The sequence below is a fragment of the Mycobacterium sp. ABE4_509 genome, assembly GCF_056160785.1.
Window position 1 is genome coordinate 1 of sequence record NZ_JBSWXU010000132.1, and the last position, 14,672, is coordinate 14,672.

15 protein-coding genes are annotated in these 14,672 nt (G+C 68.3%); 9 read left to right on the forward strand and 6 right to left on the reverse strand.

Annotated features, from left to right (window positions below; translation table 11 throughout):
- The coding region (locus ACXAID_RS22160; RefSeq protein ID WP_475024345.1) for an alpha/beta fold hydrolase at positions 1 to 494 on the reverse strand (494 nt) is incomplete at its 3' end.
- 9 nt (positions 495 to 503) lie between these two features.
- Positions 504 to 857 carry an oxidoreductase gene (locus ACXAID_RS22165; protein WP_475024346.1) on the reverse strand — a complete coding sequence of 118 codons (354 nt, stop codon included), beginning with the start codon at positions 855 to 857 and terminating at the stop codon, positions 504 to 506.
- Between the two features lie 170 nt (positions 858 to 1,027).
- On the opposite strand from ACXAID_RS22165, the gene sucB reads away from it, so the two are divergent.
- Genes sucB through ACXAID_RS22190 form a run of 5 tightly spaced genes read left to right on the forward strand, consistent with a single transcriptional unit; the run spans position 1,028 to position 6,155 of the window.
- Positions 1,028 to 2,761, forward strand: a complete 1,734-nt coding sequence (gene sucB / locus ACXAID_RS22170) for a 2-oxoglutarate dehydrogenase, E2 component, dihydrolipoamide succinyltransferase (protein WP_475024347.1) — start codon at positions 1,028 to 1,030, stop codon at positions 2,759 to 2,761.
- Between the two features lie 12 nt (positions 2,762 to 2,773).
- A complete protein-coding gene (locus tag ACXAID_RS22175) occupies positions 2,774 to 3,685 on the forward strand; it encodes a TIGR01777 family oxidoreductase (RefSeq protein ID WP_475024348.1) in 912 nt (303 codons plus the stop codon).
- Between the two features lie 20 nt (positions 3,686 to 3,705).
- Positions 3,706 to 4,416, forward strand: a complete 711-nt coding sequence (gene lipB / locus ACXAID_RS22180; protein ID WP_475024359.1) for a lipoyl(octanoyl) transferase LipB — start codon at positions 3,706 to 3,708, stop codon at positions 4,414 to 4,416.
- Positions 4,413 to 5,342 carry a lipoyl synthase gene (gene lipA, locus ACXAID_RS22185; protein ID WP_475024349.1) on the forward strand — a complete coding sequence of 310 codons (930 nt, stop codon included), beginning with the start codon at positions 4,413 to 4,415 and terminating at the stop codon, positions 5,340 to 5,342. The genes lipB and lipA overlap by 4 nt, the downstream gene beginning before the upstream one ends.
- A 60-nt stretch (positions 5,343 to 5,402) precedes the next feature.
- Positions 5,403 to 6,155, forward strand: a complete 753-nt coding sequence (locus ACXAID_RS22190) for a DUF4191 domain-containing protein (RefSeq protein ID WP_475024350.1) — start codon at positions 5,403 to 5,405, stop codon at positions 6,153 to 6,155.
- 50 nt (positions 6,156 to 6,205) lie between these two features.
- Here the strand turns inward: ACXAID_RS22190 and ACXAID_RS22195 are convergent, their stop codons facing one another.
- Positions 6,206 to 6,673, reverse strand: coding sequence for an RDD family protein (locus ACXAID_RS22195; RefSeq protein WP_475024351.1), 468 nt, complete (start codon positions 6,671 to 6,673; stop codon positions 6,206 to 6,208).
- Between the two features lie 149 nt (positions 6,674 to 6,822).
- Between ACXAID_RS22195 and glnA the strand changes: the two genes are divergently transcribed.
- The 4 genes from glnA to ACXAID_RS22215 all read left to right on the forward strand — a co-directional run bounded on the left by glnA (position 6,823) and on the right by ACXAID_RS22215 (position 12,124).
- Positions 6,823 to 8,259 (forward strand): type I glutamate--ammonia ligase, encoded by a 1,437-nt coding sequence (gene glnA / locus ACXAID_RS22200; protein ID WP_475024352.1) that lies wholly within the window; start codon positions 6,823 to 6,825, stop codon positions 8,257 to 8,259.
- Between the two features lie 228 nt (positions 8,260 to 8,487).
- On the forward strand, positions 8,488 to 10,761 hold the full coding sequence (pflB, locus tag ACXAID_RS22205; RefSeq protein ID WP_475024353.1) for a formate C-acetyltransferase: 2,274 nt from the start codon (positions 8,488 to 8,490) through the stop codon (positions 10,759 to 10,761).
- 4 nt (positions 10,762 to 10,765) lie between these two features.
- Positions 10,766 to 11,596, forward strand: a complete 831-nt coding sequence (gene pflA, locus ACXAID_RS22210; RefSeq protein WP_475024354.1) for a pyruvate formate-lyase-activating protein — start codon at positions 10,766 to 10,768, stop codon at positions 11,594 to 11,596.
- Between the two features lie 90 nt (positions 11,597 to 11,686).
- Positions 11,687 to 12,124: a DoxX family protein gene (locus tag ACXAID_RS22215; protein WP_475024355.1), complete on the forward strand. Its 438-nt coding sequence runs from the start codon at positions 11,687 to 11,689 to the stop codon at positions 12,122 to 12,124.
- 9 nt (positions 12,125 to 12,133) lie between these two features.
- On the opposite strand, the gene ACXAID_RS22220 is transcribed toward ACXAID_RS22215, so the two are convergent.
- The 3 genes from ACXAID_RS22220 to ACXAID_RS22230 all read right to left on the reverse strand — a co-directional run.
- Positions 12,134 to 12,991, reverse strand: coding sequence for a TIGR03619 family F420-dependent LLM class oxidoreductase (locus ACXAID_RS22220; protein WP_475024356.1), 858 nt, complete (start codon positions 12,989 to 12,991; stop codon positions 12,134 to 12,136).
- A complete protein-coding gene (locus ACXAID_RS22225; protein ID WP_475024357.1) occupies positions 12,988 to 13,617 on the reverse strand; it encodes a PaaI family thioesterase in 630 nt (209 codons plus the stop codon). Before ACXAID_RS22225 ends, ACXAID_RS22220 begins: the two co-directional genes overlap by 4 nt.
- 3 nt (positions 13,618 to 13,620) lie before the next feature.
- The coding region (locus ACXAID_RS22230; RefSeq protein ID WP_475024358.1) for a [protein-PII] uridylyltransferase family protein at positions 13,621 to 14,672 on the reverse strand (1,052 nt) is incomplete at its 5' end.

The following is a 14,672-nucleotide window of genomic DNA, read 5'->3' on the forward strand; positions in this document are numbered from 1 at the left end:
GCGGCGGCCAGCTTGCCGAGCTGCCCGATGGCACGCAGGAAGCGCCGCGGCCGCTGCGGGTGGCGCAGCGAGTCGGTCAGGTGGCGGCGCAGATGGTCGAGGCCGGGGCCGGCCACCGACGTGAACGAGGCGACCCGGTCACCGGCCTCGGGGCGGGTCAGGTACTCCCACACGGCTGCCGAACCCCAGCCGTGGGCCAGCACGTGCACGGTTCTGCCGGGTGACGTCTCGGCCAGGACCGCACCGAAATCGTCGGCCAGCGCGGCGATGCGGTAGCCCGTCGTCTTCTTCGGCGCCGCCGAACCGCCTGTCCCGCGGGGGTCGTAGCGAACGATGCGGAACCTGTCGTCGAGATGTGCGACCACCGCATCCCAAACCCGGTGGTCATCGGGGTGGCCGTTGACCAGGACCAGGGTGGGTCCGTCGGCTGGTCCCTGCTCGTAGCCGGCTATGCGTACTCCGTCGGCGGACTGGACGCATCGTTGCGTGCTCACGAGCGGACACTACCGGTCGCCGAGTTCCTCCCGGGCGGCGCGCTTGCGCAGAATCCGTTGGCGCGCGTCGTAGTCCCGCATCCGCTGCGGGTAGCCGACCTTCTGGACGTCGTACACCGGGATCTTGAGCCGGTCGGACAGCTTGCGCGCACCGGCCTGCCCACCCGCCCGCCTGCGTGTCCACTCACCGTCGGCAGCGACCAGCACGACGGTGACCTCGGTGACCGTGGTCTTGGGCTCCACGAACGCCTCCACCCCCTTGTGCTCTGCGACCCACTGCTGCAGATACCGCAAGTCCGCGGCCGGATCCCTGGTAGCCGTGCGTCCCCCGCGCCGACGGCGAAACCTGTCGAACAGTCCCACCTGCGCGTGCTCCTTTCCCGCTTCCTGCCATCGAGCTGGACGTTTCCCCTTTCGATACTGCCAGAGGATCCAGTACCCGCGTCCGCGGCGAAACGTTGCCGAAGACGTGACAGGATGGGAAGCGCAGAACTTCAAAACCGCGTCCGACCGTGCAAGGGAGCCACGACGATATGGCCATCTCCGTTCAGATGCCCGCACTCGGTGAGTCTGTCACCGAGGGGACAGTCACCCGCTGGTTGAAGCAGGAGGGTGACACGGTTGAGGAGGACGAGCCACTGCTGGAGGTGTCGACCGACAAGGTCGACACCGAGATCCCCTCACCTGCCGGGGGTGTGCTGAAGAAGATCATCGCCCAGGAGGACGACACCGTCGAGGTCGGTGGCGAACTGGCGGTCATCGGCGACGCGGACGACAGCGGCGACAGTGGCGACAGCGACGACGCCGGCGGCGGGGACCACGAGGACACGGCCGCCGAAGAGCCCGAGCCGGAGCCGGAGCCCGAACCCGAGCCGGAGCCGGAGCCCGAGCCGGCCGCCGAGTCGCCCAAGTCGTCGGGCGGATCATCCGGATCGTCCAGCCCGGTGCTGATGCCGGAGTTGGGTGAGTCCGTCACCGAAGGAACGGTGACGAGGTGGCTGAAGAAGGTCGGTGACAGCGTCGAGGTGGACGAACCCCTCGTCGAGGTCTCCACCGACAAGGTCGACACGGAGATCCCGTCGCCGGTGGCCGGCACCCTGCTGTCGATCACCGCGGAGGAGGACGACACCGTCGAGGTGGGCGGCGAGCTGGCCAAGATCGGCGAGCCGGGCGAGGACAGCGGCGAAAGCGCTCCGGAGCCCGAGCCCGAGCCGGAGCCCGAACCCGAGCCCGAGCCGGCCAAGAAGGCCGCCCCGGAACCCAAGCCCGAACCGAAGCCGGAGCCCAAACCGGCCGCGGCAGAAGCCTCGTCGGGCGACTCGAGCCCGTATGTGACCCCGCTGGTGCGCAAACTCGCCAACGAGAACGGCGTCGACCTGTCCTCGGTGAAGGGCACCGGGGTGGGCGGCCGGATCCGCAAGCAGGACGTGCTGGCGGCCGCCAGCGAAAAGACAGAGAAGGGCAAAGCCCCCGAGTCCGCTCCCGAATCCGCCCCGGCCAAGGCGTCCCCGGCACCCGCCGAACCCGAGTCGGCACTGGCGCACCTGCGCGGAACCACGCAGAAGGCCAACCGGATCCGGCAGATCACCGCCAAGAAGACCCGCGAGTCCCTGCAGGCCACAGCGCAATTGACGCAGACCCACGAGGTCGACATGACCAAGATCGTGGCGCTGCGGGCCAAGGCCAAGGCCAAGTTCGCCGAGCGCGAGGGGGTCAACCTGACCTACCTGCCGTTCATCGCGCGCGCCGTCATCGACGCGTTGAAGATCCACCCGAACGTCAACGCGAGCTACAACGAGGACGCCAAGGAGATCACCTACTACGACGCCGAGCATCTGGGCTTCGCGGTGGACACCGAGCAGGGCCTGCTCTCCCCGGTCATCAAGAACGCCGGCGACCTGTCCCTGGGCGGGCTGGCACGCGCCATCTCCGACATCGCCACGCGGGCCCGCTCGGGCGACCTCAAGCCCGACGAGTTGTCCGGCGGCACCTTCACCATCACCAACATCGGCAGCCAGGGCGCGTTGTTCGACACACCCATCCTGGTGCCGCCGCAGGCGGCGATGCTGGGGACGGGCGCCATCGTGAAGCGCCCCCGGGTGATCGTCGACGAATTCGGCAACGAGTCGATCGGGGTGCGTTCGGTGAGCTACCTGCCGCTGACCTATGACCACCGCCTGATCGACGGAGCCGACGCGGGTCGCTTCGTCACGACGATCAAGCGCCGGTTGGAAGAAGGTGCCTTCGAGGCCGACCTCGGGCTGTAGATGGCGGCGTCGATGCCTGCAGACTCGGTCGTCGCGATCGCCGGTTCCTCGGGCCTGATCGGTACCGCGCTCGTCTACGCCCTACGGGCCACCGACCACCGGGTGGTGCGCATCGTGCGGCGCGCCCCGTCCAACGCCGACGAGGTGTTCTGGAACCCCGACACCGGGGAGTTCGATGCCGGGGCGCTGCACGGTGTCGACGCGGTGGTCAACCTGTGCGGCGTCAACGTCGCCCAGAAACGCTGGTCGGGCGCGTTCAAGCAGAGCCTGCGGGACAGCCGGATCGGCCCCACCGAGGTGCTGTCGCGCGCCGTGGTCGACGCGGGCGTCCCGGTGCTGGTCAACTCCAGCGCGGTCGGCTACTACGGGGACACCGGAGCCACCCCCGTCGACGAGACCGCCGTGCCCGGCAGCAACTTCCTCGCCCGGCTGGCGGTGGACTGGGAGGCCGCCACTTCGGTGGCGGCACGCAGCGGCGTCCGGGTGGTGTTGACCCGGACCGGACTGGTGATGGCGCCGTCGGGCGGGATGCTCGGCCGGCTCAAACCGCTGTTCTCGCTCGGGCTGGGCGCCCGACTGGGCAACGGGCGCCAGTACCTGTCCTGGATCAGCCTCGAGGATCAGGTGCGGGCGCTGCTGTTCGCGATCTCGCACGACGAGGTGTCCGGGCCGGTGAACTTCACCGGCCCGGCGCCGGTCACCAACGCGGAGTTCACCGCGGCGCTCGGACGGACCGTGAACCGGCCCACCCCGCTGATGCTTCCCGGGGTCGCGCTGCGCGCGGTGCTCGGCGAATTCGCCGAGGAGGGGTTGCTGGGCGGGCAGCGGGCGATCCCCGCCGCGCTCGAGCGTGCCGGGTTCGGGTTCCACCACCACACCATCGGCGAGGCACTGTCCTTCGCCACGGCACCCAGCCGGACATGAGCGCGGGTAGCGTCGATGTCATGCAGGCGTCGATCCGGTCGAGCGCCGCACCGGTGTCGGTGCGGCGGCTGGGCACGCTGGACTACGGGTCGGCCTGGGACCTGCAGCGCGAACTGGTCGACGCCAGGGTCGGCGGCGGCTCGGACTCGCTGCTGTTGCTGCAGCACCCCGCGGTGTACACCGCGGGACGGCGCACGCTGCCCGAGGAGCGGCCGAACCCGGCCCTGACGGCTACCCCGGTCATCGACACCGACCGCGGCGGGAAGATCACCTGGCATGGCCCCGGGCAGCTGGTGGGCTATCCGATCATCGGGCTGGCCGAACCCCTCGACGTGGTGAATTTCGTTCGGCGGCTGGAAGATTCGCTGATCGCGGTGTGCGCGGGACTCGGTGTCCGGACAGGCCGGGTCGAGGGCCGCTCCGGGGTGTGGGTGCCGGCCGACGCGCGCGGCCCGGCCCGCAAGATCGCCGCCATCGGGATCCGGGTCGCACGCGCCACCACGCAGCACGGTTTCGCGTTGAACTGCGACTGCGATCTCGGCGCGTTCGGCTCGATCGTGCCGTGCGGCATCGCCGATGCCGGGGTGACCTCGCTGACCGCCGAGCTCGGCCACCGGGTGGGCGTCGACGACGTCATCGGCCAGGTCGCCGACGCGGTGTGCGCAGTGCTCGACGGGCAGCCGGCGGGCACCGGCAGCCGTCCGACACACGCAGTAGGATCGACGCAGTGAGTATTGATCCCGGAAACCGCAAGCTGCTCCGCCTCGAGGTGCGCAACGCGCAGACACCGATCGAGCGCAAGCCGTCGTGGATCAAGACCAGGGCCAAGATGGGCCCGGAGTACAAGGAACTCAAAGGGCTGGTTCGCCGCGAGGGCCTGCACACGGTGTGCGAAGAGGCGGGCTGTCCGAACATCTACGAATGTTGGGAAGACCGCGAGGCCACCTTCCTGATCGGCGGCGAGCAGTGCACCCGGCGCTGCGATTTCTGCCAGATCGACACCGGCAAGCCCGCCGAACTCGACCGCGACGAGCCGCGCCGGGTCGCCGAGAGCGTGGCCGCGATGGGGCTGCGCTACTCCACGGTGACCGGGGTGGCCCGCGACGACCTGCCCGACGGCGGGGCCTGGCTGTACGCCGAGACGGTGCGCGCGATCAAGGCGCTCAACCCCAACACCGGGGTGGAGTTGCTGATCCCGGACTTCAACGCCGAGCCGGCCCAGCTCGACGAGGTGTTCGCCGCCCGTCCGGAGGTTCTCGCGCACAACGTCGAGACGGTGCCGCGCATCTTCAAGCGGATCCGCCCGGCTTTCCGCTACGAGCGCAGCCTGTCGGTGCTCACCATGGCGCGCGCGGCCGGACTGGTGACCAAGAGCAACCTGATCCTCGGGATGGGCGAGACACCCGAGGAGGTCCGCGAGGCGCTGGGCGATCTACACGGGGCCGGTTGTGACATCGTGACCATCACCCAGTACCTGCGCCCGTCGGCGCGTCACCACCCGGTGGAACGGTGGGTGCATCCCGACGAATTCGTCGAGCATCAGAATTACGCCACTGACCTGGGCTTCGCCGGAGTGCTGGCCGGGCCGCTGGTGCGTTCTTCCTACCGCGCCGGCCGCCTGTACGAGCAGGCGAGCAAGCGCAGCCTGGCCGGCTGAACGTCGCTACCCGGTCAGGCCGCTACGATCGGCCCGCCGGATTTGTATGCTGGGTGTGTTATGGCGAAATCCCGCAATCCCGCTGAGGTCAAGGCCGCCAAGGCCGAGGCGAAGGCCGCCCGCAAGGCGGCGTCCAAGCAGCGCCGCAGTCAGCTGTGGCAGGCATTCCAGATCCAACGCAAAGAGGACAAACGCCTCATCCCGTACATGGCGGGCGCGTTTGTGCTGATCGTGGCGGCGTCGGTGGTCACCGGCCTGTTCGCCGGCGGTTTCACGATGTACATGCTGATTCCGCTCGGCGTCGTACTCGGAGCGCTGGTGGCGTTCATCATCTTCGGCCGCCGCGCCCAGAAGTCGGTGTATCGCAAGGCCGAGGGGCAGACCGGGGCCGCGGCGTGGGCGTTGGAGAACCTGCGCGGCAAGTGGCGGGTCACCCCCGGCGTGGCGGCGACCGGCCATTTCGACGCGGTGCACCGGGTGATCGGCCGGCCCGGCGTGATCTTCGTCGGCGAGGGTTCGGCCGGCCGGGTCAGGCCGCTGCTGGCGCAGGAGAAGAAGCGCACCGCCCGCATCGTCGGCGACGTCCCCATCTATGACGTGATCGTCGGCAACGGCGACGGCGAGGTGCCGCTCTCGAAGTTGGAACGACATCTGACCAAGCTGCCCTCCAACATCACCGTCAAGCAGATGGATTCGCTCGAGTCCCGGCTGGCGGCGCTGGGCAGCAAGGTCGGCCCCGCCGCGATGCCCAAGGGCCCGATGCCGGCCGCGGCGAAGATGAAGGGCGTTCAGCGCACCGCACGCCGGCGCTGACACCCCGACCGCGGGCGCTCAGCGCGGCCTTCTGCTCTTCGCGCAAGCGCTCATCGCCTCACCACCGCGGTCTTGGTAGCCAGGTCGTGCAGTCCGCGCAGGTCGGAGTCGGTGAACAACGCGGGGATGACCAGCGCGATCAGCAGCCCGCGGCCCAGCGCGCGGCCGACGCCGACGTAGCCGCGGCCGTCGAAGGTGGTCACCTTCAGCCCCAGCGCCAGCTGGCCCGGCGAGAACCCGAACAACCGCACCGAGACCACCCCGAGGATCAACCAGACGATCAGCACCGCGGTCGACAGCATTCCCATGCTGAACAGCCCCATCGTCATGGCCAGGGCCGCCAGCCCGTAGGACACCAGCCAGTCGAGGCTCAGCGCGGCGATGCGGCGGCCGAAGCGGGCGATCGAGCCGGGGCCGTGCTCGGGCAGGCCGAGACGTTCCCCCGGGTAGCTGCCGGGCTCGGAGGCTCCCGGACCGGAAAGCCAGGATCCCAAACCGGAGCCAGTTGTGCGGGCCATGGTGTCAGGATATGTGTGCGCCGGGAGTGTGCTGGAGCTGCCACCGGAAGGGCCATGCGTAACGTCGGCGCAACATATGGTTGATGAGAGTGCAACATCGGGTCCATAGCGTCAACGCGCGGGCTTACCAGATATAAGGAGAGCAATCAGTGGCAGAAAAGACCGCCGACGACATCATGAAGTTGATCAAGGACGGAGGTGTCGAGTACGTCGACATCCGGTTCTGCGATCTGCCCGGCGTGGTCCAGCACTTCTCGATCCCGGCTTCGGCCTTCGACGAGAGTGTGTTCGAGGACGGCCTGGCCTTCGATGGTTCGTCGGTCCGCGGCTTCCAGTCCATCCACGAGTCCGACATGATGTTGCTGCCGGACCCCGAGACCGCTCAGATCGATCCGTTCCGGCACGCGAAGACCCTGAACCTCAACTTCTTCGTGCACGATCCGTTCACGCGTGAGGCCTATTCCCGCGACCCGCGTAACGTCGCCCGCAAGGCCGAGAACTACCTGGCCAGCACGGGTATCGCCGACACCTGCTTCTTCGGTGCCGAGGCCGAGTTCTACATCTTCGACTCGGTGAGCTTCGATTCCCGGATGAACGGCACCTTCTACGAGGTGGATTCGGAATCGGGCTGGTGGAACTCCGGCGAGCCGCTCGAGGCCGACGGCTCCCCCAACCGCGGCTACAAGGTTCGCCCCAAGGGCGGTTATTTCCCCGTCGCGCCGTACGACCACTACGTGGACCTGCGCGACGAGATGGCCACCAACCTGCAGAACGCGGGCTTCGTGCTGGAGCGCGGTCACCACGAGGTGGGCACCGCCGGCCAGGCCGAGATCAACTACAAGTTCAACACGCTGCTGCATGCGGCCGACGACGTGCTGCTGTTCAAATACATCATCAAGAACACCGCCTGGGCCAACGGCAAGACCGTGACCTTCATGCCCAAGCCGCTGTTCGGTGACAACGGTTCGGGTATGCACGCCCACCAGTCGCTGTGGAAGGACGGCAAGCCGCTGTTCCACGACGAGTCGGGTTATGCCGGGCTGTCGGATCTGGCACGGCACTACATCGGCGGCATCCTGCACCACGCGCCGTCGCTGCTGGCATTCACCAACCCGACGGTGAACTCCTACAAGCGCCTGGTTCCGGGCTACGAGGCACCGATCAACCTGGTCTACAGCCAGCGCAACCGGTCGGCCTGCGTGCGTATCCCGATCACCGGCAACAACCCGAAGGCCAAGCGCCTCGAGTTCCGCTGCCCGGACAGCTCGGGTAACCCGTACCTGGCGTTCGCGGCGATGCTGATGGCCGGCATCGACGGCATCAAGAAGAAGATCGAGCCGCTGGCTCCGGTCGACAAGGACCTCTACGAGCTGCCGCCCGAGGAGGCCGCCAACATCCCGCAGGCGCCGACGTCGCTCTCGTCGGTGATCGACAAGCTCGAAGAGGACCACGAGTACCTCACCGAGGGTGGCGTGTTCACCCCGGACCTCATCGAGACCTGGATCACCTACAAGCGGGAGAACGAGATCATGCCGGTGCAGATCCGTCCGCACCCGTACGAGTTCTCCCTCTACTACGACGTCTGAGTCGCGGTAGTTAGTTCCCCAGTTCGTGACCGAGTCCACCCGTCCGGCGCCGCCGGGCGGGTGGACTCGTCTTCCTCGGCCCCCTTGCGGCGCAACGGCAATGCGACACCGTCGCGCGACCGCAGGCATCGGCCAGCCCTGGCAGCCGTGCACGATGGTCGGCACAGTCGTAGTTTTGTAGGTGTCGGCACCGACCGTGAGTCCCGCCAGGGATGAGGAGCACGAGCCATGAGCACCGAAGCCACCCCAGCCGTCGACGAACGCAACGCCTCACGCCCGCATGCATGGCGGGGCTTCGAGGCGGGCAGTTGGTGTGACGAAATCGACGTCCGCGATTTCATCCAGCGCAACTACGCGCCCTATGAGGGCGACAGCTCCTTCCTGGCCGGCCCCACCGAACGCACCACCGGCATCTGGACAAAGCTGTCCCGGCTCTTCCCCGAGGAGCGCCGCAAGGGCGTCTATGACGTGGACTTCACGACGCCGGCCGCGATCACCGCACACGACCCCGGCTACATCGACCGGGAGCACGAGATCATCGTCGGCCTGCAGACCGACGCCCCGCTCAAACGCGCGATCATGCCGCTCGGCGGCTGGCGCATGGTGGCCAAAGAGCTGCAGACATACGGATATCCGGTCAGCGGCGAGCTCGAGGAGATCTTCACCAAGTACCGCAAGACCCACAACGACGGCGTATTCGACGTCTACCCGCCCAACGTGCGGGCCGCGCGCAGCTCGCACATCGTCACCGGGCTGCCCGACGCCTACGGGCGTGGCCGGATCATCGGCGACTACCGGCGGGTCGCCCTGTACGGCGTCGACGCGCTGATCGAGGGCAAGAAGCTCGAGCGCATCGAGTTGGACATGGAGCGTTCGACCGAGGAGATCATCCGGGACCGGGAGGAGAACGCCGAGCAGATCAAGGCGCTGGGCGAACTCAAGGAGATGGCCGCCGGCTACGGTTTCGACATCTCGGGCCCGGCCGCGACGGCTCGTGAGGCGGTCCAGTGGCTGTACTTCGGCTACCTCGCCGCGGTCAAGGAACAGAACGGCGCCGCAATGTCGTTGGGGCGCACCTCGACCTTCGTCGACATCTATCTCGAGCGTGACCTCGCCGAGGGGGCCCTGACCGAATCACAGGCGCAGGAGATCATCGACGACTTCGTCATCAAGCTGCGCATCGTGCGGTTCCTGCGCACCCCCGACTACGACGCACTGTTCTCGGGCGATCCGACCTGGGTCACCGAAACCATCGGCGGGGTCGGTGAAGACGGCCGCCCGCTGGTGACCCGCACCTCGTTCCGCTACCTGCAGACGCTGTACAACCTGGGCCCCGCCCCGGAACCGAATCTGACGGTGTTGTGGTCCGACCGGCTGCCACGGGGCTTCAAGAGGTTCTGCGCCGCGGCCTCGATCGACACCTCGGCGATCCAGTACGAGTCCGATGAGCTGCTGCGGTCGTACTGGGGTGACGACACCGCCATCGCATGCTGTGTGTCGGCGATGGCGGTGGGCAAGCAGATGCAGTTCTTCGGCGCCCGGGTGAATCTGGCCAAGGCGCTGCTCTATGCGATCAACGGCGGCCGAGACGAGATGTCGGGCAGGCAGGTGGCTCCGGCGAGCCCGCCGCTGACCGGTGAGGTGCTCGACTTCGACGAGGTGCTGGCCGCCTACGACACGCTGCTCGACTGGCTGGCCGAAACCTACGTCGACGCACTGAACTGCATCCACTACATGCACGACAAATACGCATACGAGCGCATCGAGATGGCCCTGCACGACCGCACCATCCTGCGCACCATGGCCTGCGGCATAGCCGGGTTGTCGGTGGTCGCCGATTCGCTGTCGGCCATCAAGTTCGCCACCGTGCGGCCGGTCCGCGACAGCTCGGGCCTGGTGGTCGACTACCAGGTCGACGGTGAGTTCCCCTGCTTCGGCAACGACGACGACCGGGTCGACGACATCGCCGTGGACCTGGTCGGCCGCTTCATGGACAAGGTCCGGGCGCAGCCGACCTACCGCAACGCCACCCACACCCAGTCGGTGCTGACGATCACCTCGAATGTGGTGTACGGCAAGAACACCGGCAACACCCCGGACGGCCGCCGCACCGGCGAACCGTTCGCCCCCGGCGCCAACCCGATGAACGGGCGCGACGTGCACGGTGTGATGGCCTCGGCGCTGTCGGTGGCCAAGATCCCCTACGGCCAGGCACAGGACGGGATCTCCCTGACCACGTCGATCGTTCCGTCCGGCCTGGGCCGGTCCCGCGACGAACAGGTCGACAACCTGGTCGGCATCCTCGATGCCTACAACGTCTCGGGCGGGTTCCACGTCAACATCAACGTGCTCAACCGCGACGTCCTCGAGGACGCGATGGAACACCCCGAGAAGTACCCCCAGCTGACGATCAGGGTTTCGGGATACGCGGTGAACTTCGTGCGCCTGACCCGCGAACAGCAACTCGACGTGCTGTCCCGGACCTTCCACGCGGGGCTGTAGCCGCATGGCGGCCGACGTGCGGGCCGGGAACGCCGGTCGGTTGCCGGCTGCACCCCCGATGCATGTCGCCGATCAGGAGGTCACCGCCAGCGAACAGATCAGTGACCACGACAGCGGTGCGGTGCACTCCTGGGATCTGGTGACCGGCGCCGACGGGCCGGGGACCCGGATGACGCTGTTCCTCGCCGGGTGCGGGATGCGCTGCCAGTACTGCCAGAATCCCGACACCTGGCGGATGCGCGACGGCATCCGCCACACCGTGGACGAGGTGATGGACCGGGTCTCCCGCTACGTCACGATCATGAACGTCACCGGTGGTGGTCTGACGATCTCCGGCGGGGAGCCGCTGCTGCAGGCCAAGTTCGTGATGAACATCTTCCGCCGCTGCCGCGCCCTCGGCATCGCCACCGCGCTGGACACCAACGGCCTGATGGGCGCCCGCCTCACCGACGACGATCTCGACGACATCGACCTGGTGCTGCTCGACATCAAATCCGGCCTGCCCGAGACCTACCGGAGGGTGACCGGACGGCCGTTGTCGCCCACGCTGGATTTCGCCCGGCGGCTCTCGGCGCGCGGAAACACGATGTGGATCCGGTTCGTGCTGGTGCCGGGGCTCACCGATGCGCCGGACAACGTGGAGGCGGTCGCCGGGATCGTCGCCTCGCTCGACGGCGTGGCGCGGCTCGAGGTGCTGCCATTCCACCAGCTGGGCCGCGACAAGTGGGCCGCGACGGGCGAGCCGTATCTGCTGGCCGAAACCCACCCGCCCGACGCAGCGCTCGTCGACCGGGTGCGGGGCCAGTTCGCCGATCGCGGCATCACGGTGATGTAGCGATCCCGCCTCCGGGTTTTCGCCATCTTGAAACATCGACGTCACCACAACTCACTGGAGACCGCGGCACATCAAGGTATTCTGACAGTCATGACACAAAAGTTGGATGCTGGACTGGCGCGGCTGTCCTCCCCCGCTCTTGCGCTCTTCAGGATCATGTTCGGAGTGCTGTTCGCCCTGCACGGGACCATGAAGCTGTTCGGCTGGCCGCTCGGCGAGGCGATCCCGGTGGGCACCTGGCCGTACTGGTTCGCCGGGCTGATCGAGCTCGTGACCGGTGTCCTGATCGCCGTCGGGCTCTTCACCCGCATCGCCGCGCTGCTGGCCTCGGGCACGATGGCGGTGGCCTACTTCTGGCAGCACTGGGGCATCCTCGGCGGCGAACTGGGCAGTTTCTGGCCCATGGAGAACGGCGGTGAGATGACGATCCTGTACTGCTTCGGGTTCCTGTTGCTCGCCGCCACCGGCGCCGGCGCATTGTCGGTCGACGGGATGCGTGGTCGCGGCTCGACGGCCACGACCACCTGACCCCCGGCGTTAGTCGAGCGCCATATCCGTGCGGAAGCGGCGCATCCCGTCGACCTTGTCCGCCGTGGATGCGTCGGGCCCGCTGTAGAACATCCACGGCATCGTGATGATCCCGGTGATCCCACCGGCCTCGGCGCGTGCGAAGTGCTCGGGCGTGAACGCGTCGGTCAGCGGCGTGATCACCTCGAAATCATCCGTACCCAGACCGTTTTCGGTGCGCAGCGTCCGCAGCACACCCACCCGCTCCAGCGCCTTGTCGGTGGTGATCAGGTCACCGATCCAGCCGTCGTGGCGTGCCGCGCGGCGCAGCGCGATGTCCGACAGGCCGCCGACGTAGACCGGGATGGGCGGCGGGGTGGGCTCCATCTCGAGCCGCGGGGCGGTGTAGAACTCGCCGGCGAACTCCGTCCACCCGGGCGACCACAACGCCTTCATCAGCTTCAGCATCTCGTCGGTGCGCCGGCCGCGCCTCTCGAACCGCTGGCCCAGCAGTTCGAACTCCTCCCGGCACCAGCCCACCCCGACACCGAGTTCCAGCCGGCCGCCGGCCAGCACCGCGGCGGTGCCGATCGACTTGGCGGCCGAGTACGGGTCGCGCATCGCGGGCAGGTACACCGTCGTGACGAACCGCAGCCGGCTGGTCGCCAGCGCGATCGCACCGATCATCACCCACGGGTCGGGCCAGTCGGTGAACGCCTCCCAGCGCCGGGCCCCGTCCTTGGTGTACGGATACGGCGTCTGCAGCGTCTCGAGGTTGATCACATGATCCGGGATCGCCATCCCGTGATAGCCCAGCTCATCTGCGGCCCTGGCTATCTCGACTGCTTCCCGGGTGTCCAGGAACGCGGTGCTGACGTAGAACCTCATCCGGCGTCGCGCGCCCAGGCGGGCTTGATGAACACGCCCTCGGCTTCCACCGTCGCCCCGTTCCCGTCGAGCAGGTAACCGCGGGCGAAGGTCTTGACCCCTTCGGAACGTTCGACGACAGCCTCGGCACGCAACGGCCCCAACGGCGTGCCACGCAGATAACGCAGGCTGATGGTTCCGGTGAACTTGGGTTGCCGCAGCCCCTCACTGGCGACCTCGCCGAGGATGTGGTCGAGCACCAGGGCACAGATTCCGCCGTGCACCCATCCCGGCGGGCCCTCGTAGGCCGGCCCCAAAGTGAACTCACTCCAGCAGCTGCCGTCGGCCTCGTGCTCGATCATCATCGGTGGCGCGATCGCATTGCGCAGTCCGACCGCGGGGTTGGCCCACGACACCGGGCCGCCGGTGTCGGCGTGGCGCAGTGTGGACCTGCCCTCACGAACCTGGCTCTGCAGCAACGCGGTGGCGGCCTGCAGGTGCCCGAGCGCTTCGGCCACGGTCACGTCGTCGACCTCGGTGTGGATTCCGACGTCGATGAGGGTGCGCAGGGCGTCGGTCAACGGCCCATAGCTCGCCCGCTGCCGGTCGTACTCGTCGCCACTGATCACGTCGAACGAGAAGTCCACCCGCTACCCTCCGAAAACCTTGCGCACGACGGCCTTGGCCCGTCGCGTCACCCGCAGATAGTTGTCCAGGAACTCGCCGCCGTCGCCGTCCGGCCAGCCCGCCGCGGTGGCGACCGCGTTGAGCAGGCGCCCCGGGCCGGGCAGCTGATCGGTCGGCTTGCCGCGTACCAGCACCAGCGCGTTGCGTGCCCGCGTCGCAGTCAGCCAGGCGTCCCGCAACAGCTCGATGTCGCCCTCGGCGATCAGCTCGGCCGCACCGATCGCGTTCAGCGTCTCCAGCGTCGAAGTGTTGTGCAGCGCGGGAATCCGGTGCGCGTAGCGCAGCTGGAGCAGCTGAACGGTCCACTCCACGTCGGCCAGCCCGCCGCGACCCAGCTTGGTGTGGGTGTTGGGCTCGGCGCCGCGCGGCAGCCGTTCGGCGTCCACCCGCGCCTTGATCCGCCGGATCTCCTGCACCGCCTCGGCCGACACTCCCCCTGGCGGATACCGGGTGTCGTCGATCATCAGCAGGAACTGCTCGCCGAGCTCGAAATCGCCGGCCACCCGGTGCGCCCGCAGCAGCGCCTGGATCTCCCAGGGTTGGGCCCACTGCGCGTAGTAGGCCCGGTAGGACCCCAGGGTGCGCACCAGCGGGCCACTGCGCCCCTCGGGACGCAGGTTGATGTCCACCTCCAACGGCGGATCCGCGCCGGGCGTGCCCAACCGCGAGCGCACCTGCTCGGCCACGGTCACCGACCATCGCACCGCCACCGATTCCTCGACACCGTCGTTGGGTTCGCACACGAACATCACGTCGGCGTCCGAACCGTAACCGAGTTCTCCGCCGCCGAGCCGGCCCATCCCGATGACGGCGATGCGTGCCGGAGGTCCCGACTCGGGCGAGTTGGCACGGATCACCGCGTCGAGCGCGGCCTGCAGCACCGCGACCCACACCGTGGTCAGCTGGTTGCAGACGGCCGTCACGCTCATCATCCCGAGCAGGTCGGCCGACGCGATGCGGGCCAGTTCGCGGCGGCGCAGCGAGCGCGCAGCCGCGATCGCGCGGGCCGCGTCGC